Origin of the sequence: Orientia tsutsugamushi str. Boryong, from assembly GCF_000063545.1 — a bacterium.
In the GTDB taxonomy this organism is placed as follows: Bacteria; Pseudomonadota; Alphaproteobacteria; order Rickettsiales; family Rickettsiaceae; genus Orientia; species Orientia tsutsugamushi_C.
Genome location: NC_009488.1, coordinates 1,345,406 through 1,366,813 on the forward strand (window position 1 = coordinate 1,345,406; position 21,408 = coordinate 1,366,813).

Consider the following 21,408-nt stretch of genomic DNA (forward strand, 5'->3'; position numbering starts at 1 on the left):
TGATCCATTCACCTAATAACTCTAATGACTTGTGATAATGCCTGCGTTTTGTCTTGCGTATTTAGCTGACCACGCAAATATTTTCTCAGTCCTTTCAGTTTCTCAGTAAAACGATCTCTTCTTGAGGTATATTTTAGTCTCCATGTTATGCCAAATCTTGATTTTCTCCAATAGCAAGTAAATCCAAGAAAATTATAACTTGCGATCTTCTTGTCTTGTTTGGCTAAATTTGCAGCATGGTCTCTACCAGATTTAATCATTTGTGATTTAGCTTCATTGATATTTAGCCCATACTTATTTAACCTTTTAGGCAAAACATCATAAAACCTTTTCGCATCTGTTTCCTTTTCAAAGACAAATACCATATCGTCGCAGTACCTCACCATTCCTGTTTGTCCCATTAAGTTTTCTTTGCTGATTTTTGCAAACCAGCTATCTATAACATAATGCAGAAAGACATTTGCCAGAATTGGTGAAACTATTGATCCTTGACGACAACCTTCTTTGTTAGTAACTATAGTACCATTTTCTATGATTGGTGTTTCAATCAGTTTCATAACTAGTCTTAGAAATTTCTTGTCAGATATTCTCTTTCTTAGAAATTACATCAACTCACAATGCTTGATTGTATTGAAACACTTTGTTATATCAATCTCTACTATAGCCCCTTTATTGAAGTTATACGTAAGTCTATTTAACTCCCTTAAAGCGTCGTGTGCATTTAATTTAGGTCGAAATCCATATGAATACTTTAAGAATATTGGCTCAAACACAGAGTTTAATATCTTGCTTACTGTAGACTCGATTATCTTATCTTCAAAACATGATATTATCAAAGGTCTTTTGCCTCCATCTTCTTTTGGAATTTCTGTTATTCGTGCAGGTTTAGCCTGATATTTCCCATTGCAAATTCTAGTAAGAAGCGAGAGCAGATTTGCTTTCAACTTCTTACCATAATCCTCTTTGGTTATACCATCTATTCCTATCGCTTTCTTGCTATCGAGTTCCTTATATTGTTCTTCTAATATCTTTAAATCAATGATATGTCCAAGATTATTAAACTTTATGTCTTGATTTAGATTATTAAACTTTATGTCTTGATTTAGATTATTAAACTTTATGTCTTGATTTAGATTATTAAACTTTATGTCTTGATTTAGATTATTAAACTTTATGTCTTGATTTAGATTATTAAACTTTATGTCTTGATTTAGATTATTAAACTTTATGTCTTGATTTTTCGATGATAGCAACTTTATACGCTCAAGTTTCGTTAACCATGTATTTCTGTCTATGCTGTGTACAGCCATTGTTTCCCTCTTGCATTCTTACTTTTCTGCTAACCCTTTGCTCCACCCACATTACTAGGTTTCATCACTACTATGGCTAACTCAGCCATCCTTACACCATCTCCAAAGCCTTATGTTTCATCACTTGTACTTTGAATACTTACTTAATTACGTAAGAGTTATAAGGACTTCTCAAGTTGTGTCATTAATCTTTATAAACTCGCTGACGCCTGCGACCCCGGTGGTTGAAAATTTTTGGATTTTTACTAGTTTGACCTCCAATCTTCTTTTGCCTACTATGTAGTCTAACATATCGGCTTCCACTATATAAGCCTTTCGGGGATATCACGTTCACCATTTGGTTTCGGCTCGAATGTTTCACTGTCTACGCTTTACTACTGTCGTTACCTTCAGCAGCACAAGACTCGCTATACGGTGGATCTAGCTTCTCCTTCCATAACTGGACTTTCACCAGTAAGATTAATTCACCTTTTCTTGACGCACGGACTATTGCTCTAATTCAAGAAAGTAGTAACAGCAATAATAGACTTCTTTCGAAACTATACAATGATGTAAAATGGTGTTATAAAAATCTGATTTGAAGTAATAATGAAATTAGATCAGATTAAAGAGTTAAAGGATGAAAAATTTCGTCGATTAACAGTAGTAAGGAAGGGAACATTCTCAAAGATGGTGGATATTTTGAGGAAAGCTGATGGTGTTAAGAAATCAAAAGGAGGGCGTAAAAATAAGCTCAATTTGGAGGAACAGTTATTGATGGCCTTAGAATACCTTAGAGAATACCGTACTTATTTTCATATAGGTCAGAACTATGGGATTAGTGAAAGTTCAGCATATAAAGCTGTAAAATGGGTAGAAGACACCTTAGTTAAACACCCAAACTTTGCTCTTCCAGGTCGTAAAGCTCTAATGAATAGCGATATGAATTATGAAGTAGTCTTGATTGATGCTACTGAGAGTCCAATAGAAAGACCCAAAAAAAACAAAAATTCTATTATTCAGGAAAGAAGAAAAGGCATACACTAAAGACTCAAATAGTGGTAGACAAGAAAACACACCAAGTAATATGTACAGATTTTTCTAACGGTAAAAAACATGACTTTAGATTATTTAAGGAATCCAAAATTCTTATCCATCCTAAGATTAAAGCGATTACTGATACAGGATATCAAGGTATACAAAAAATTCACAATAATTCTGCATTACCAAAGAAAAAAAGCAAGAAAAATCCTTTAACTAAAAATGATAAAAAGAATAATCGTAGGTTAGCAGGAAAAAGAGTTGTCAATGAAAACGTTATTGCTATGCTAAAACGGTTCAAAATTATTGCTGACAAATATCGAAATAGAGGTAAAAGATTCGGTCTTAGATTTAATTTGATCTCTGGCATTTATAATTTTGAACTACCTTAACCAGTTTCGAAAGAGGTCTAATATATAAGAGAGGCAATGGTCAGCGAAAGCAATTAAAAGAGTTACCATAAAAATATTACATATAACTTAATTTAGGAAGGTAGTTACATATTAGACTTCTTTCGAAACTAGAGAATGATGTAGAATAGTGTTATAAAGATCTGATTTGAGGTAATAATGAAATTCGATCAGATTAAAGAGTTAAAGGATGAAAAATTTCGTTGATTAACAGGAGTAAGGAAGGGAACATTTTCAAAGATGGTGGATATTTTGAGGAAAGCTGATGGTCTTAAGAAATCAAAAGACGGGCGTAAAAATAAGCTTAATTTGGAGGAATAGTTGCTGATGGCGTTAGAATACCTTAGAGAATACCATACTTATTTCCATATAGGCCAGAACTATGAGATTAGTGAAAGTTCAGCATATATAGTCATTTACAATGAAGTTTGAGCATAGAAAAAGCGACAATGGCATCATAAGATTTACCAACATGATATTTTATACGCAAACTTCATTGTAAATAACTATAAAGCTGTAAAATTGGTAGAAGACACCCTAGTTAAATACCAAAACTTTGCTCTTCCAGGTCATAAAGCTCTAATGAAGAGTGATATGAATTATGAAGTAGTCTTGATTGATACCACTGAAAGTCCTACAGAAAGACCTAAAAAAACAAAAATTCTATTATTCAGGAAAGAAGAAAAGGCATACACTTCAAATAGTGTTAGACAAGAAAACGCACCAAGTAATATGTATAGTCATTTACAATGAAGTTTGAGCATAAAAAAAGCAGCAATAGCATCATAAGATTTACCAACATGATATTTTATACGCAAACTTCATTGTAAATGACTATACAGATTTTTCTAACGGTAAAAACCATGACTTTAGATTATTTAAGGAACCCAAAATTCTTATTCATCCTAAGGTTAAAGCGATTACTGATACAGGATATCAAGGTATACAAAAAATTCACAATAATTCTGAATTACCAAAGAAAAAACGCAAAAAAAATCCTGTAACTAAAAATGATAAAAAAATAATCGTAGGTTAGCAGGAGAAAGAGTTGTGAATGAAAACGTTATTGGTATTCTAAAACGCTTCAAAATTATTGCTGATAAATATCGAAATAGACGTAAAAGATTCGGTCTTAGATTTAATTTGATCTCTGGCATTTATAATTTTGAACTACCTTAACTAGTTTCGAAAGAGGTCTATTGTAAAACATCAGATTAGGATAAGGTATAGAAAGAGAAAGAAGAGAAGATTAAATTGGAATTAAGTTTGGAGATAGAATAAGTTGCAAAAGAAGCGATTATATGAACAGAACAGTGTTTATAGTCATTTACAATGCAGTCATAAGATTTACCAACATGATATTTTATATGTAAACTTCATTGTAAATGACTATAGTATTTTTAAATTCAATCATTCTTTAGCGCTAGCATAAGGGTTTAAAATGCAAAAAATATACATAAAGTTAGTATACTCATCATATGTTCGTAAAAAAAATAAAAAATTTCTGCTATAGCTGGCATCTTAGGAGATAATTTATGCAATCTATAGTAAAAACATTTACAGTAAATAGTTGCAGAATTATAAAAAACTATGATTGCAATAATGCAGCTGTCTTTTATCGTTTTGTTGAAAATTTTAGTCTAGCAGAATGAATATAGTCATTTACAATGAGGTTTGGGCATAAAAAAAGCAACAATAGCATCGTAAGATTTACCAACATGATATTTTATACGCAAACTTCATTGTAAATGACTATAAAGCTAACTTGAGATAATGGAAAAGCATTAAGTAAAACCTCTAAGCAGCTTTTGTCATTCATAGTATTTAGACTACAGATCTATTACAACAAAGATATAGATGAATTACAAGACAGTTGTTACTTCTTTTGAAAATGAGTTGCAGGTTTGTCAACACAAGGTTTTATGCAATGGACATTATGTAACCTAAAACTGTCTTTAATTATTGCCCTACTTTCAACTTCAATAAAAACTGCGTCTCTTAATTCTATTAAGAATTTCCTAACTATATGTTAACCAACATCTAGCTTATCATCGAAAAGATGATAACTTTCCTGTAATTCATCTATATCTTTGTTGTAATAGATATGTAGTCTATATACCATCAATGACAAAAGCTGTTTAGATGTTTTGCTTAAAGCTTTAGCATTATCTCCAATCAGATCTTTCCATTCTGCTGGAACAAAATTTCCAATAAAACGATAAAAGACAGTTGCATTATTGCTACTGTTATTATTAGCAATTTTACAATTATTGCTTGCCAAATTACGCAAATCTCGCACCATTTCAACCTCCAAAAATGTCAGGTATAGCAGGTGATTTAGGCAATTTTTGCTATCAAAAACCACATTTTTTTTAGCATAAATGTAGCAATTTTGTAGCTATACTCGAAATTTAACACTCTGAAAGGCTTATAATAACACAGTAGTCTTAAATATTAGACCTCTTTCGAAACTGGTTAATGTAGTTCAAAATTATTGATGATAAATATAGAAATAGACGTAAAAGATTCGGTTTTAGATTTAATTTGATCTCTGGCATTTATAATTTTGAACTACATTAACCAGTTTCGAAAGAAGTCTATTGAAAGGTATATATTACATCGATTCTACAAAGTTAGCAATTTGTCATAATAAACGTACCTCCAGCAATAGAGTTTTTAACAGATTTTCTAAAATTGGTAAGAGTAGTTATGCCTGGTTCTTAGGTTTTAAGCTACATCTCGTAATTAATAATAAAGGTGAATTAATGTCAGTTAAAATTATAAAGGCAATAAAAGTGATCTATCTGTAGCTTCAGTTATTTCTAAAGGCTTATCTGGTAAATTGTTTGGTGATAAAGCTTACATATCTAAAGAGTTATTTCATCAACTCTTCTCCAATGGTCTACGTTTATTTACTAATCTTCTTAAAGATATGAAAACATATTTATTAGACATAGATGATAAGCGGTTATTAAATAAACGTTCATTAATTGAGTCTGTCTTTAATGTACTAAAAAAACACATGCATTTAGAGCATACTAGACACCGTTCTCCTCTTAATTTCTTTGTTCATATAATTGCTTCTCTTGCTAGTTATTCTATCTCTAAACTTAATCTCCATCTTATCTCTTCTTCTTCTCCTGACTCCTTATCCTAAATTGACGTTAATAAATTAATAGAACATCTTCTTCAAGGTCCACACTATAATTACTATGAGCCATTCCTTGGTGGATGTACTTTATTAGACCTCTTTCGAAACTGGTTAAGGTAGTTCAAAATTATAAATGCCAAAGATCAAAATAAATCTAAGAACGAATCTTTTACGTCTATTTCGATATTTGTAAGCAATAATTTTGAACTACCTTAACTAGTTTCGAAAGAGGTCTATTTTTTATTTAAAATGTTTTTCTGACATCAATCTCGATTTAATTACTAGCTATAATACTGTTAAAAATAATCCTAATGAGATCAATCCTCATTATAGATGACTATATATCTGTTTCTTCCCTTTTCAGATAATGCATTAATACAGCTAGTTGCAGCAACACTCTAGGCCATAATTGTATTATTCTGCAGTTAACAAACAAAAGTATCATTTATACTTATAACGCAAGTAATATAGATAATAATTTTTAAAATCCTTGCATAGAGACAAATAAAAATATATCACTATTGTTAATAACTCAGCTAAGGATAACTTTCCATCTCTGTTTCTTTGATTATACTTGGTATTAGTCTATTTCTTTCCCGTTCTTGATATATCTTGCAAAAATTGCCTATTAAATAGTATACTACTATAATACATTTTTTCATGTTGTGTTATTTTATTTTTATTTAAATTTTTTTTATAACTCAATATTTTCTCTGTGTATACCTTTTGCATTATGCCTTTCATATTTCTACTTATCCTAATCTGACTTTATTAAAGTTGTTAGAAGTCATCAAACGCGTATCGTAAAGAGATAATACAGGTAAATAGATATGACAAAGTAAAAGCTTTGCAACGTTTGCTTATCAATTCTTTTAGCTGTAAAGTAATTGCAGTTAGAAGAGTAACGAAAAAACTATGAAAAAGAATATTGGAGCTAATTGCTTTAGGCAAATTTCATATTCCAATACTAAAGTTTGAAACCTGGACAATAAAAATTAGCCTTAAAGATGCTTAAGCTGTATATTGGAGACCATCATGTACAGAGTTCTTAGTGTAGAAGATAACAGCAACATTTCTTTGTTCATGTAATTGCTTCTTTTGCAAGTTATTCTTATCTCCAAACTTAATTCAAATTTTATCTACTCTTCTTTTTACTTATTCTATTCTTGTTGTTACAAAATATGGTAATGACTTAATTTGAACATTACAACTATTATAATAATTTCTGAAAAATAATTTCATCGTTAGTTTTACGCCACAATAATTGCTTTTTTGCATATTTTTCAACTAATTCAATATCCTCGCTCTTTCTACAAGTTAAAGTAAGGTATTTTATTATTTCTTGATCGATTGGAAAATAAGCACAAGTTGCTCCAAATTCAGGACACATATTACTAATAATAGCTCTATTAGGCAAAGATAAATTATCTACTCCTGTTCCAAAGAACTCAATAAATTTACCTACTACGCCTTTTTCACGCAGTATTTTAGTAACTGTAAGTACCAAATCTGTAGCATTAACTCCTTTTCTTAGAGAGTTGGTTAGCTTTACTCCTATGATCTCAGGTAGGACAAGTGGTATCATTTGTCCTAGCATAGCAGCTTCTGCTTCAATGCTACCTATCCCCAACCAAAGCGCACCTAATCCATTAGCCATAGTTGTATGACTATCTAGACCAACTATGGTATCAGGATAAGCATAAAGCTGACCATTAATATTGTTAGTCCATACTACTTTGCTAAGATATTCTAGGTTAACTTGATGACAAATACCAGTTCCAGGTGGAAATAGACGAAAATTTTGAAACGCATTAGCTCTCCATCTTAAAAATTCATATCTTTCAATGCTGCGTTTAATTTTTAATTCAGTGTTTTTTTGTTTAGCATCGTTTGTACCATAAACATCTACTTGTATAGAGCGATCAATAATCAAGTCAATTGGAATTAACGGATTAATTTTATTTATATCTCCACCAATATTGTGCTACAGTATCACGCATAGAAGCTAAGTCTACTAATGCTGGAACACCTGTATAATCCTGCATTAAAATAGCTGGCATAAATTCAATTTCGCTTTTAGCTGCTTTAGGGTTCGTTAGCTAATTTGAAAAACTGTTAATAGTTTCTATTACATTGTTATTATTATGGCTATGTCTTAAGATATTTTCCAAAAGAATTCTTAAGCTATAAGGCATTTGCTTAAGAGAGATGTTAAAATTTTTAGCAGCTTGTACTAAACTGAAGAAAGAATATGTTTTATTATTAATCTTTAATTTCTTTACAATATCTAAATTCAATTTATTTTTGTAAATGATTTTCATATAATTTACTAAATTCACAAGTTTTAAAACCCTAATACTATAAAATTATTACTAGTATTTTGAATTAATTAAAAACTAATCAATATAGCTTATAGTGCTCACTTGTCAAAATATATCACTTATATCATCCAATAATACAGTAATATTTGCCAATCTAAGCATTACTTTATTACCTCGAGCCATAGCAATAATAAGAGGGAAAAATGGTGCTGGCAAAAGTTCATTATTAAAGATAATAGGTAACATACAATCTCCAACAGCAGGCGAAGTATATATTCATAATATTCAAACTAATAAATTACAAAAGCCTTTTTTAGGGTACATAGGGCATCAACTAGGGTTAAAGCTTGACTTAACTGTGGAAGACAATTTAGTTATGTGGGCAAAATTTTATGATTCTGTAACTTTAATTCCAGCGGCCGTAACATATTTTCGATTAACAGATTTCTTATCAGAAAAAGTATATAAATTGTCTAGCGGTATGAAGAAAAAAGTAGCACTAGCACGCCTAATGGCATGTTACTCTAAAATATGGCTTCTTGACGAGGTCGAAACTAACTTAGATGAAGAAAATCGTAAATTAGTTTACAATTTGATAGCCATACACACTAATTCTGGTGGTATAGTCTTGTGGGCGTCGCATTCTCCATCACCATGGCCAAATGCACTGGAAGTTAATTTAGAGCAGTATAAAAAATGAATAGACTATTACTTTTATTAAAGCATGAAATATATATCTACCATAAAGTTTATACTATACCACAATATGTATTTATTCATGCTATAACAGCAATTTTAGCACTATCAATGATTACAGCGCCGCAAAATCTTTCAACTTTTGGCACATTACTAACACTAATAGTATATATCTTAGCAATATTAAATCTTTCAGTTTTTGGTATTAAAAAAGATTTAGAAGACGGTAGCTTAGATAATTTATTGATTGTTGAAAATGCTTACCATATTACTGTCGCAAAAATAATAGGTTTATTTACTGTAGTAATTATACCATTTATTTTAACTATACCAATAATAGCAATATTGTATAATTTAACTTGTGATCAAATTGCAAAACTTCTTTCAAGTTTATTATTATTTCTTCAAATTTCTAGCATAACTACCTTAACATCAATTATTCAATCATATTTTTATGTTAACTCCTATCTGATTTCAGTAATTATTATACCATTAATTATTCCTGGGCTCATTATTACTGGCTTAATTATTGAATATGCTAACAATATTGAAAATTTTTTACCCATCTTAGTAGGAATTACGTTGTTATTCTTATCAATTTCTGTACTATTAGGAGAGTATCTTATCAAGAATATTTATAATATTCAGTAAAAATCTTAAGAGAGAAAGAAATTAATTTATAGAATACTCAAACTATTTTAGTTAAGTTGAAAAAAGGTTAAGTTTAACATGCTAAAATATAAAATGATATGATATTTTAACTGCTAGAAATATGAAATTAATTAATTTAATTAAATAATACTAATGTGGTTTTACTATTTTACAGAGCCAATACTTAGATATGTTGGTCGAATTTTTAAAAATCCAATGGCATTGGTACCTTACATTTTTATCAAAAAGTGGACTCTAGCTATCTATACAACTAGCATAATAGTAATATATCTGATTTTTACAAATCAGGCAGTACAAGAAAAATTATTGTTTTTTACTCAAATAATGAATTATGAATTAGGAGAGGCTAAAGCAATTGCTAAACATTGCACTTCGCATCTTGCTAATGGTCAATGGTCTGAGCTATGGAAGTGTATTGGAGATCATCCTAAATATGAATCTACAGAACATGATCAAATTCTTGAAGAAGGAGATGCTCAGGAAATAAATAACGATCTTGAACAAGTAGAAAGGTATCAAGAAATCATAAAAAAAAAAGATCAACGTAATTATAATGATTCTTGTTCAGAATTACTTGCTACCATTAATGTACAGAGTAGCAGAGCTCAGACATTAAGAGAAGAGCGTGAAACATTCAAGAATGAATGTCAAGCATATCGGGCTCAATCAAACAAAATTACAAGTACTGCATTATCTACTGATTCACAAGTGTTAGCACGACAAGAAATATCATTACAAGCAAAGCGACAAGTTATACTACAAAAACAAACAAAGCTAAACACAGAAATGATGGAAACTAAAATGAGAATTAATAGTTTAATTCCATATATTCGTAGTAATATGCGTTCTAGTATTGATCATGAATTTGTTAAGAAACTTCATCAACTAAAAGGATCATTGGATGAAAAGTTAGTAGAAGGTTTGGTCTATGAAAGCAATGAGTTAGAGTGTCAAGAAGGAGAATTATTAGATCATGAGCAGGAAACTAAAGAGAAAGAAACTGCAGTAGAAGAAGAATTTCAGCAAAATAAGCATGAAACTGAGGTCTTAGAAGAAACATTAAAAGGAATTATAGAAAATAATAATGATTTTGCTGAAAAGAATAGAATAGAGTTACGGCTAAAGCAGATATCAATACAGCAACAAAAATTAATACAAGAAAAAAAATTATTACATACTAAAATTACTATGTTACAAACACAAAAAGATGAATTATCTCAAAAAAAAGCTGACTTAAAAGCAAGAATAGAAATATTTAATCAAATAAGTTAATAAACAATAGAATTAGATAATAATTTTGCTAAACTGATAAGTTATTGATTTTTTCTAGTAATGGAGTAATATTATAGCAATAGGTTGTTATTAACGTTACTAACTATTAAGATGAGTAATATTGATAAAAATATCGAATCTGCAAAATCTATTGCAGAGGCCAATATTGATAAACGTAGTACAAGGCAAACACAAAAGCTAAATAATGTATCTCTAAATCAAACTTTGAGTTCAGATCTAAATTTATCAATAAGTAATGATGACTCAAATACAAAAGTAACTAGAAGAGATTTTATGGTACTTACAGCCACCAGCATGGCTAGTATTGGAGCAGTTAGCAGTTTATGGCCATTTATTGATTCATTAAATCCAGCAGCAAATGTTTCAGCTTTATCATCTGTTGAAGTGGATATTGATAAAATTCAGTGCGGACAAGCTATAACAATAAGCTGGCAAGGTAAGCCGGTATTTATTAAGCATAGAACTGATGAGGAAATAAAGGAAGCAAGAGCAGTTAACTTATCTGAGTTAATTGATCCAGAAGAAGATAATACTAGAGTAAAGTCTGGATACGATCAATGGTTAGTTATAATAGGAATATGTACGCATCTTGGATGTATTCCTATAGATCGTAGTGGAGAGTATAATGGATGGTTTTGCCCATGCCATGGGTCACATTATGATACTTCTGGGCGAATAAGAAAAGGACCAGCTCCTAAAAATTTAGAAATTCCTCCTTATCAATTTATTACTGATAAAAAAATTAAAATTGGTTAACTTTGGTTAGCTGTTGTTTTTTAAGTTTACACTCATAAAAGTCAACTTTTTTAAGAAAATATGATGATATACAAAAGTTACTTAGTAATTATAAGTTAAAGTAAGTTAGTATTATTTCAAAATATACCAAGCTAGAGGAGAGGAAATAAAATTAATGCAGCATAGTAGTAAAAAGCCTAAAAGTTCAATAGTAGAATGGATTAATTATAGATTACCAATGTTTTCATTTTTTAAGCATTTGGCTTCTTATCAAGTTCCAAAAAATCTTAATTACTTTTGGAATCTTGGGTCTATTGCTGGTATCGCGCTACTAATACAGATTATTAGCGGAATTTTCTTAGCTATGCATTATACTCCTCATGTTGACCATGCATTTGATAGTGTAGAAAATATTATGCGAAATGTAAATTATGGTTGGTTAATACGCTATATGCATGCAGTAGGAGCATCAATGTTTTTTGCTGTAGTATATATTCATATAGCTCGTGGTTTATATTATGGCTCATATAAGGCACCTAGAGAATTATTATGGCACATTGGCATTGTGATTTTTTTATGCATGATGGCTACTGCTTTTATGGGATATGTTTTACCTTGGGGCCAAATGAGTTATTGGGGAGCAACAGTAATTACTAATCTTTTTTCAGCAATTCCATTAATAGGTAAGAGTATTGTTACTTGGTTATGGGGAGGATTTTCAGTAGCTAATCCAACCTTAAATCGCTTTTTTGCTTTGCATTATCTACTACCTTTTGTTATTACTGCTTTGGTAGGATTACATTTAATAGCGCTTCATGTTCATGGTTCTAATAACCCTACTGGAATTGATATTAAATCTAAAAAAGATACTATTCCTTTTCACCCTTACTATACTATAAAAGATTTTTTTGGTTTTGGGATTTACTTTTTAATTTTTGCTGCTTTTATTTTTTATCAGCCTAATTATTTAGGCCATCCTGATAATTATATTCCAGCTGATCCATTATTAACTCCACATCATATTGTTCCTGAGTGGTATTTTTTACCATTTTATGCAATCCTAAGAGCTGTTCCTTCAAAACTTGGAGGAATTACATTAATGTTTTCGTCTATTTTATTACTGTTTTTCTTGCCATGGTTAGACTACTCAAAAGTGAGAAGCTGTAATTATAGACCTATATATCGTATTGCTTTTTGGTTATTTATTATTGACTGTTTAGTTTTAGGTTATGTTGGTGGCAAGCCGGCCGAAGAACCTTATTTGACAGTAAGTAGATTAGCTGCTACATATTATTTTTTACACTTTTTGGTACTAGTACCTTTTATATCTCGTTATGAGCAGACTTTACCTACTCCTAGTAATATTATCTAAGAAAAAATGTTGTTATTGAACCTAAGTTGGATATAATTAAGAGATCAGAGCTGATATAAAGAAAGTGAAAAATAATTCAAACTTGAAAAAAGAAACAAAAATTTTGTTATGCTTAAAAACATAAGCAAGAAATAAAGCAATGATATTAGTTTGAAAATACATAACACAGACCTATGGTGATTATAATCAGTATGGAAAAGATGTTTTAACTAATTATTAATAGTTTCTATAATATGCTTTTTATTAAGAAGTAGATATTTTATAGGATGAATTACTTTTTCTTTCTTGTTGAACCTAATTTTTGTGATTAGCTCTAAGCTTTACTTAGCAAGTGATACAGCAAGTTTTTTTACTAATAAATCAACTATCAGCAAATATCACCATTTACTTTTACGTACTAAATATTTTGCTACTATTCTAGTATCAATACTACAAGTAGTAAGAGTAAAACCTTGTCTACTGATAAATCTGCAAATATATAGTCATTTTTCAATGAAGTTTGGGTATAACGCCAGTTTAGGATAAGAGAAAGCAGGGAAAGCATAATACAAAAGGTATACAAGAGATAATGTGCAATTATAATTATGTGATATATTAAATATAGTTTTAATTAATAGCCATTTATTTATTGCTCGCATGTTTGCAAATGCAAATTTAGAATAAGAAACAGTTAGAAAGAGATAATATACGAGTGTTACAATGATCAATGTGCAGGTTATTAAGTATAGTATTATGAACTAATTCTTGTAGAAATATAAGCAATAAATAAACTGTTATTAATTAAAACTATATTTAATATTTCTCGCATAATCATAATTGCGCATTATCTCTTGTAGACCTTTTGTATTACGTCTTTCATACTTTTTCTTATCCTAAACTGACGTTATAGAAAAAGCGACAATAACATCATAAGATTTACCAACATGATATTTTATACGCAAACTTCATTATAAATGGCTATATATAGAGAAGAGTATTATTTATCTAGATCAGAACCAGATCCTGGTACTGCAGAACACATAGAATAGAATGGAAAGCTAGACGAGATAGATCTCATAACACTGCTGAAATAATTGTTGCTGAACACTGTAATGGACCAGTTGGTACAGTATAGCCAAATTTTTTCATGTAATAACTCTCTACCCTTATTGAAATTCCAAAATGTTTTCCTGCTTGTGCCAGAGTTAGATTTGGATTTAGCGAAATATATTTTTTCTATCTTATCTATTTTCCCCTTTTTGCCAAAATGAGATTTTTCTTTATAATAACCTTCTAAAAAGTACAACTTAAAGTTGACTATATTTCTATACCCTATATGTTAATGCTGAACTTTTCATTAAAAATAGACCTCTTTCGAAACTGGTTAAGGTAGTTCAAAATTATTGCTTACAAATATCGAAATAGACGTAAAAGATTCGTTCTTAGATTTATTTTGATCTTTGGCATTTATAATTTTGAACTACCTTAACAATGTAAGCTATATAACTAAAGTTTTTAATGATTTGTACTTATTTTGAAAAATCTTAAATAAACTTACAAACGATTAATCACTTGAGACCTGAACAGCCTAAAATACTAACTAATACGTGTAATCTAGAAGAATATCTTAATCATAATGCCGAAGTAAAAGATATGCTGGAAAAACTTCCAGCAGTTAAGAAGTATATTCACAATATTCTTAAAAGTCATCGTTATTTTGAACCAGATTTTACGCTTCTATTTGCTAAAACAGGTAATATCTATACAAGTATAGAATATGTTAAAATACTGATACAACATGGTACTATTTCAGCATCTAACATTTCTAGTCTCTTACATAATCATACAACAGCAACAGTAAAAATATTAGCACTGCTATTACCTAAATTAGCAGATTCTAGAGTAGAATGCCTAAAGAAATATGGTATCCCTTTTTCTAGCATTGTCAGTATTTTAAGAGATGAGTTACATAGTGATCTACTAAATAGTTTAGAAAAAATATTAGATACATTATGCATCCTAAGACCAGATGGCACTTATACAATATCAACTCAGTTAACAAAAATGTTAGAATGCTGTAAGTGTCAATTTTCTAGTATTACTGTTATCTTACGTGGAATGCCCCATAATACTAGCGATGCTTTAGAAAAGCTATTAAAGGTATTAGAAGGCCCTAGAATACAACAACTAAATGATCAGGGAATTCGATTTTCTAATATTAGTAGCATCTTAGCTGGAGCTGGTGCAGCTGGCCCACAAGCTTTAGAAAAGCTATTAAAGGTATTAGAAAGTTCTAGAATACAAGAACTAACTAAGCTTGGAATTCAATTTTCTAATATTAGTAGCATCTTAAATGGAGCTGGTGCAGCTGGCCCACAAGCTTTAGAAAAGCTATTAAAGGTATTAGAAAGTTCTAGAATACAAGAACTAACTAAGCTTGGAATTCAATTTTCTAATATTAGTCACATCTTAAATGGAGCTGGTGCAGCTGCAGCAGAAGCTTTAGAAAAGCTATTACAGATATTAGATAAAAAAGCACTTATGTTACTGCAGAAATATGAAATCAAATTTTCTAATTTTTGTACTATTTTAAGTAGTGCTAGAGCTAAGATAACAGAGACTGTTCAAGAGGTATTAGAAATATTATCAGATCAGCAAATAAATAAGATCGGTAAGAAACAATTTTTTCAGAATATTGCAAAATTTGCTAAAAGCGGCTCTAAGGCTCCGGCTATCTTCAAAAAATTTTTGTCATCATTATCATATGATGACACTACACAACAAACAGAAGAAGATACTGATACTACTAATCAGCTTGAACAACAAGATGATGATATACAAGAATTGCCAAGTACTTCAACGAAAGAGTCTAGTACTAATATTGAGATGATGGAATCTGTGGCTATATCTTCATCAGATTTAGAAGAAGGGCTTAAGTTAGTTACGGATGTTATAAGTCAAAATTGTGGATCTTCTTCTAGCATTACAGCAGATATAAGTCCTAATATTTACATGGCAGAAGAAGAATATATTAATAGTATTATTCCAGATTTGGAGCAACAAAGTAGTAATATATTACCTGATCCTGATTATTATACAGCTTATAATGAAGGCATGAAATTTGGACTAAACCATAGTTATGCAAGTATCTATGCCTCTATTGTTAGCAAGCATATGGCTCATGGAATAACGGAACATTCTGCCAAATTTTTTGCTCAAAGCTATATTGAAGGTTTAAGTTTGTCTATTGAAATTCATCAAAAGGGAGAATGTTATGCTCACAACTATGCTGAAGCTTACGCTGATTGTATAAGTAGTGGTAAACAACCAGAGTATGCTAAAAACTATGCTGAACTTTTTGCTGATGCTATAGCAAGTGGAAAAGATCCTGATTATGCTCGAAACTATGCTGAAGATAATGCAGATTTTATGTTTTTTGAACAATCTGAAGCTACTCAAGAGCATATTTTGGAGCAAATGAGTGCTAATGTTGATAGTATTATTCCAGATTTGGAGCAACAAAGTAGTAATATATTATCTGATCCTAATGATGATTATTCTAGAGCTTATAACGAAGGCATGCAATTTGGACTAAACCATAGTTATGCAAGTATCTATGCTTCTATTGTTAGCAAGCATATGGCTCATGGAATAACGGAACATTCTGCCAAATTTTTTGCTCAAAGCTATATCGAAGGTTTTAGTTGGTCTATTGAAAATCATCAAAAGGGAGATTGTCATGCTCGCAACTATGCTGAAGCTTACGCTGATTGCCTAAGTAGTGGTAAAAAACCAGAGTATGCTAAAAACTATGCTGAACTTTTTGCTGATGCTATAGCAAGTGGAAAAGATCCTGATTATGCTCGAAACTATGCTGAAGATAATGCAGATTTTATGTTTTTTGAACAATCTGAAGCTACTCAAGAGCATATTTTGGAGCAAATGAGTGCTAATGTTGACCATACTGGAGGTGGTATTTTTAATAATAATGTTGAACAATAGATTAGCACTACCAACAAAGATATAATTTTCAATCTTAGCTTGATATAAGAAAAATAGCAATAGGAATAAGTATTAACCAGATTATGTAACTGTTACTCATCTACAAGATGATTAATTTTTATAATACAAGGGTAAAATTTACTATTGTTTATTTGCAATAATTACATTGTAGTATAGCTTAATTTATAAACACTTGATAAAGTTTTCTATTACATAGAAAGTCTTTAGTTAGCTAGATAATAATAGTTTTATTTGTTTTTTTATGTACATTTTTATTTTTTAGCGTTTAACTAACAGTTGTAATACTTGCTCTGTTTATAGTTTGAAATTCTACTCGTATCAAACTCGGGTTATATATAGGTAAACTGGTATACCAGTAGTAATAAAAAATAAAGATGATAATAACATATACCAGCCTGATCCTAGCATAATCCATATACAAAATGTTAAAGCAATAACACTAATAATAATGCTGCTATAGTTAATTTGTTTATGATTTGAAATAGATAGAATTTTTAAATAGCTAATAGTGCAAATAGCATAAATCCATAAGAATGCAACAACAGATATGTTAATCACGAAATTTATTTGTTCAGCTAAATTTGAATTTATAGTACAAAGTATTAATACTATCATTCCTAATGATGAGATAATGATTCCCCATATTGGAGCTCCTTGTTGATTTGTTTTTAAAAAAAGTTGAGGAAATAATTGATCCTTAGCAGCTCCTAATGCTATTTGGCCACTAGTTAAAATCCAAGCATTTAGAGTACTTAGGCAGATTATTATTGCTGTAAATGCAATAATTTTATTCCAATGACCTCCAAGAATGATATTTGCAGCTTCAGCAAATGGGGCTGTAGATACTTTCAAAATATTATTTGGAACTGTTCCTAATATTGCTATGTTCGACAGTAAATACATTGCTATGACACAACTAGTACCAATAATAATTGCTCGCGGGATAGTTTTAGTTGGATTTATAACAGCTTCAGCTGGTGCTGTAGCTGTTTCAACTCCAATAAATCCCCAAAATGTTATAAAAGCCGCTGCTTGTAAAGCTTGTAGATAGGAGTGTATGGTATAATTTTCGTTAATGAAAAAATAGCTATAATTAATTGAAGGTATACAAATAAGCGGTAAAATTACTAAGGAAGGTATTTTAAGTAAGGTAAGCGCAAAATCTAACCATCTAGAAGCATATAATCCATTAAGGTTTAATAGCATTGATATAATTGTTATTGCGACTTTTAATGTTATGGTAATATATATGTTGTGGCAATCAAATATGTAACTGATATAGCTAACTGCAGTCAATACAAGTGCTACAGAACTAATCCAAGATATTATCCAGTAAGTCCAAGCAGTAAAAAATGCTGCTTTTATTCCGAAAGCTTTATAAACAAAAGCATGAGGCCCTCCTGTCTTAGTGAATTGTCTGCATAAATTTGCAAAAATCAGTGCTAAAAGTGTTGCACATAAGCCAGTTAACAGCAAGCTTAGAATTCCAATATAACCAAATGGCGCTAAAGTGCTTGGTAAAAGAAATATACCAGAGCCAACTTGGCTGCTTATTACAATTGATAAAACTGACCAAAAACCTATTTTTTTTACTGTTGACATAAAAATTAAAGTTATATTAAATTTATAGGATAAAAATATTTTTATTGAATATTAATAATAGTAACTTTTTTAAATAGTGTAACTAAGAATTTAGATATAAGAAGCTATTGTTTCTGCTATAAGTTTAAAAAATATTACTATAAACCAACACGAGTTTGATATATTCATAGGCGAGTAAAGAAATAGAAAGATGATTTAAACTTGAAAAAGAAACAGAAATTTTATTAGTTTTAAAAAGATAAGCAAGCAATGTACAGAGAGGAGATTAGTTTGAAAATTCATAACACCTATGGCGAGTACGATTAATATGGAAAAGATATTTTAACTGATTATTAATAGTTTCTATAATATGTCTTTTGCTAAGAAGCAAAGTTTTTATATGATGAATTACTTTTTCTTTCATGTTGGATCTAATTTTTATGATTAGCTCTAAACCATGATTAGCAAGCAATACAGCAAGTCTTTTACTAATAAATCCGCGATCATTAAATAGCCATCCTTTAAGTTTCGTACCAAATGTTCTACTACTGTTCTATCATCAATATTATCATGAGTTAGAATAAAAGCTCACATTCAAAAACAATTCTGTAGAACTCTTACCAATTCGTACTATATTTTGAAATGTTTTATGCTTATAAATTCTCGAATTATATATTATTTATTGTGTTGTGAAGAATAATTCTTCAGTTGATGCTAATGTTTTAATTGCATATCAGAAAAAATAATTTTATAAAAACCTGCATTTTTTTTATAAAATTATTTTTTCTTTTCTTAATTTTTAACACAGTATCTTTTGTGTACTTAGTATAACTTTTATTTTATTGCAATTTTACATATTTTCAACATACAAGGATTAATTTTAAAACAAATAACTTAAATTTATAGTTGATAAACTTAGAGTAAGCTACAAAGGAACCTACTTTTACAGCCTCATATAGCCTAAACTATTATAAACAAGAATGCGATGGAAAAAATAAGCTTTTTGGAAAAAATATAGCGTATACCAAAAACTAAGAGTAAAAGTGGAAAAACAATATTTGAATACTTAAAGCAACACTCAATAGTAAATTGGTATTGCTAAGTCTAATAGACAATGGCAAACACTTATCACATTCAGCAGTACACAATGCATGGAATACAATTCCTAAAAAAGCTAGAATAAGTAGTATTAAATCAACGGAAGTTTATGCACGAACTAGTGTAAATATAGTAACAGTGTATACAAATGGAGTTATAAACAAGATGTTGACTATAGATTATTCAAATGTTCATCTAAATAAGATCATATCCGAAATCTTAGTATAATTAGGTTGTGAAGAAGAAAGATTGACAATAAAATAGCTTAGCTAAAAAGTAAAGCCTGCTATAAGGTAGATTTTGCATGCATTACACAAATGGTATAAGTAAGCTAGCTATTGAAAGAATAGAGATGTGAAAATACAAGCCTAACATACCAAGTGTAGAGTCTTGAGTAGATTGCAGTAATGTAATAGACAAAGCATAGGTAGGCAGAGCTGTGATAGACAGTATGATAGGTTATCATTTCCAACTTTGTTCTTTTCTTTCAACAGCTAGCTCATATATACTTCATAGTACATATCAATTACCATTAGATACATACAGTTTATATTGTAATATATTTTTGTAATATGAATTGTTGTATTTTTAGCAAATCAAACCAGCAAGCTTTTTTTTGTAAAGGCTGTCTTAACATATATGCTGGGTGAAAAATTGCAGTAATAGGAATCGAGAAAGTTAGATAACAGTTTTTGTATAAAAAATATTCTTGTCTTATTTTGGAAATTTTAACATGATCTCCTAACATGCTTGTTGCTGCAGTACTTCCAACCAAGATTATCAGCTTGGGGTTGATTATAGCAATGTGTTTTTCAACAAATGGCCTGCAAATTACTAACTCATCAGATGTAGGTCTGCGATTAGCTGGTGGACGCCAAAATACTGTATTAGTAATATATACATTTTTAGTGCGTGATAAATTAATGGATTGTAACATATTATCAAGTAACTTACCACTTTCGCCGCAAAAAGGAATACCGTGTTTATCTTCATTTTGCCCTGGAGCTTCACCTATAAGCATAATTGGAGCTGATGGAATACCATCTCCAAATACTGTATTTAATGCTGTTTTTTTGAGCAAGCAGCCATCAAAAGAAGTGACTGATGATTTTAAATCTTCTAATGTATGCACACTATCTGCAAGTTGCCTTGAATCTGATAATACAGCTAAATGTGTGTTTTGATTATTATTAAATCCAGCTGAATTTTGATCTATTAATGTTTTAGCTTTGCTAATACTAATAGAATTACATTGATCAAAAGATGCTGTACCATCATAAATTATGTTATCATCAATACCCATGTAGCTATACCATTTTAATGCTTTAACTGCTGAAATGAATTTATGATTCATGAAACATTACCTTAATAATTTTATCAAAAATATCACTAAGTTTTTAGATTAAACATTACTTATAAAAATGAGCTTAAAGCATTTTAACACTTGAATTAAATAAGTATATAAAAATTTTCAAACAAAGGACTTAACTTGTATAATAGACCTCGTTCGAAACTGGTTAATGTAGTTCAAAATTATAAATGCCAGAGATCAAATTAAATCTATGTGAGTAGACCTAACCAATCGCTCAATTAGGCCCCTCCTCAGAACCGGACTTGCAGAATTACCGCATCCGGCTCTCAAAAATAAGATAAGCATTATGCCTTATTTGTTGTCTAGAACATTGAGACAATCTTTCCAATTTTAGGAAAATTTACTCTTTTAAGTATCTCGGTTAGTCTTTTCCAA

General features: G+C 30.0%; 12 protein-coding genes and 9 pseudogenes. 14 read left to right on the plus strand and 7 right to left on the minus strand.

Annotation, left to right across the window (positions count from 1 at the left end; translation table 11 throughout):
- Nucleotides 1-8: 8 nt before the first annotated feature.
- A pseudogene (locus tag OTBS_RS06460) lies at nt 9-1,310 on the minus strand (reverse transcriptase domain-containing protein).
- 588 nt (nt 1,311-1,898) lie between these two features.
- On the opposite strand from OTBS_RS06460, the gene OTBS_RS12625 reads away from it, so the two are divergent.
- From OTBS_RS12625 to OTBS_RS18430, 3 genes and pseudogenes are all read left to right on the plus strand, one after another.
- A protein-coding gene (locus OTBS_RS12625) for an IS5-like element ISOt6 family transposase (RefSeq protein WP_157866403.1) occupies nt 1,899-2,722 on the plus strand; the annotation gives its coding sequence in 2 pieces (ribosomal slippage) (nt 1,899-2,286 and nt 2,286-2,722; 825 coding nt in all).
- Nucleotides 2,723-2,899: 177 nt separating this feature from the next.
- Nucleotides 2,900-3,145: pseudogene (locus tag OTBS_RS14380) on the plus strand (transposase family protein); the annotation flags it as partial.
- A 102-nt stretch (nt 3,146-3,247) separates the two neighbouring features.
- A pseudogene (locus OTBS_RS18430) lies at nt 3,248-3,919 on the plus strand (transposase family protein); the annotation flags it as partial.
- An 850-nt stretch (nt 3,920-4,769) separates the two neighbouring features.
- On the opposite strand, the gene OTBS_RS12640 reads toward OTBS_RS18430, so the two are convergent.
- Nucleotides 4,770-5,042, minus strand: a complete 273-nt coding sequence (locus OTBS_RS12640; protein ID WP_041621288.1) for a hypothetical protein — start codon at nt 5,040-5,042, stop codon at nt 4,770-4,772.
- Between the two features lie 182 nt (nt 5,043-5,224).
- Between OTBS_RS12640 and OTBS_RS14385 the strand changes: the two are divergent.
- From OTBS_RS14385 to OTBS_RS18435, 3 pseudogenes are all read left to right on the plus strand, one after another.
- Nucleotides 5,225-5,320 (plus strand): annotated as a pseudogene (locus tag OTBS_RS14385) (IS5/IS1182 family transposase); the annotation flags it as partial.
- Between the two features lie 26 nt (nt 5,321-5,346).
- Nucleotides 5,347-5,897: pseudogene (locus tag OTBS_RS14390) on the plus strand (IS982 family transposase); the annotation flags it as partial.
- A 6-nt stretch (nt 5,898-5,903) separates the two neighbouring features.
- Nucleotides 5,904-5,984 (plus strand): annotated as a pseudogene (locus tag OTBS_RS18435) (DNA adenine methylase); the annotation flags it as partial.
- 18 nt (nt 5,985-6,002) lie between these two features.
- Here OTBS_RS18435 and OTBS_RS14395 read toward each other — a convergent pair.
- A pseudogene (locus OTBS_RS14395) lies at nt 6,003-6,098 on the minus strand (IS5/IS1182 family transposase); the annotation flags it as partial.
- A 649-nt stretch (nt 6,099-6,747) separates the two neighbouring features.
- Here OTBS_RS14395 and OTBS_RS18440 point away from each other — a divergent pair.
- Entirely contained in the window at nt 6,748-6,810 is a 63-nt protein-coding gene (locus tag OTBS_RS18440; protein ID WP_371219420.1) for a hypothetical protein, read from the plus strand.
- A 294-nt stretch (nt 6,811-7,104) separates the two neighbouring features.
- Here OTBS_RS18440 and OTBS_RS10460 read toward each other — a convergent pair whose 3' ends face one another.
- Nucleotides 7,105-7,824: an aconitase family protein gene (locus OTBS_RS10460; RefSeq protein ID WP_050897547.1), complete on the minus strand. Its 720-nt coding sequence runs from the start codon at nt 7,822-7,824 to the stop codon at nt 7,105-7,107.
- A gap of 482 nt (nt 7,825-8,306) precedes the next feature.
- On the opposite strand from OTBS_RS10460, the gene ccmA reads away from it, so the two are divergent.
- The 7 genes and pseudogenes from ccmA to OTBS_RS06525 all read left to right on the plus strand — a co-directional run bounded on the left by ccmA (nt 8,307) and on the right by OTBS_RS06525 (nt 16,961).
- Nucleotides 8,307-8,912 (plus strand): heme ABC exporter ATP-binding protein CcmA, encoded by a 606-nt coding sequence (gene ccmA / locus OTBS_RS06490; RefSeq protein ID WP_011944877.1) that lies wholly within the window; start codon nt 8,307-8,309, stop codon nt 8,910-8,912.
- Entirely contained in the window at nt 8,909-9,559 is a 651-nt protein-coding gene (locus OTBS_RS06495; RefSeq protein ID WP_011944878.1) for a heme exporter protein CcmB, read from the plus strand. Before ccmA ends, OTBS_RS06495 begins: the two co-directional genes overlap by 4 nt.
- 153 nt (nt 9,560-9,712) lie before the next feature.
- Nucleotides 9,713-10,852 carry a DUF2670 domain-containing protein gene (locus OTBS_RS06500; RefSeq protein WP_011944879.1) on the plus strand — a complete coding sequence of 380 codons (1,140 nt, stop codon included), beginning with the start codon at nt 9,713-9,715 and terminating at the stop codon, nt 10,850-10,852.
- 165 nt (nt 10,853-11,017) lie between these two features.
- A complete protein-coding gene (petA, locus tag OTBS_RS06505; RefSeq protein WP_080571927.1) occupies nt 11,018-11,629 on the plus strand; it encodes a ubiquinol-cytochrome c reductase iron-sulfur subunit in 612 nt (203 codons plus the stop codon).
- Nucleotides 11,630-11,783: 154 nt separating this feature from the next.
- Nucleotides 11,784-12,980: a cytochrome b gene (locus OTBS_RS06510; protein ID WP_011944881.1), complete on the plus strand. Its 1,197-nt coding sequence runs from the start codon at nt 11,784-11,786 to the stop codon at nt 12,978-12,980.
- A 1,372-nt stretch (nt 12,981-14,352) separates the two neighbouring features.
- Nucleotides 14,353-14,448 (plus strand): annotated as a pseudogene (locus OTBS_RS14400) (IS5/IS1182 family transposase); the annotation flags it as partial.
- An 83-nt stretch (nt 14,449-14,531) separates the two neighbouring features.
- A complete protein-coding gene (locus OTBS_RS06525) occupies nt 14,532-16,961 on the plus strand; it encodes a hypothetical protein (RefSeq protein ID WP_162097319.1) in 2,430 nt (809 codons plus the stop codon).
- Between the two features lie 339 nt (nt 16,962-17,300).
- Here OTBS_RS06525 and OTBS_RS06530 read toward each other — a convergent pair whose 3' ends face one another.
- The 3 genes and pseudogenes from OTBS_RS06530 to OTBS_RS06535 all read right to left on the minus strand — a co-directional run bounded on the left by OTBS_RS06530 (nt 17,301) and on the right by OTBS_RS06535 (nt 21,015).
- Nucleotides 17,301-18,584 (minus strand): amino acid permease, encoded by a 1,284-nt coding sequence (locus OTBS_RS06530; protein WP_041621291.1) that lies wholly within the window; start codon nt 18,582-18,584, stop codon nt 17,301-17,303.
- Between the two features lie 265 nt (nt 18,585-18,849).
- A pseudogene (locus OTBS_RS18445) lies at nt 18,850-19,095 on the minus strand (transposase); the annotation flags it as partial.
- Between the two features lie 1,113 nt (nt 19,096-20,208).
- The gene (locus OTBS_RS06535; protein WP_011944885.1) at nt 20,209-21,015 is read right to left on the minus strand and encodes a uracil-DNA glycosylase; all 807 of its coding nucleotides are present in this window, start codon (nt 21,013-21,015) and stop codon (nt 20,209-20,211) included.
- Nucleotides 21,016-21,408 lie beyond the last annotated feature (393 nt).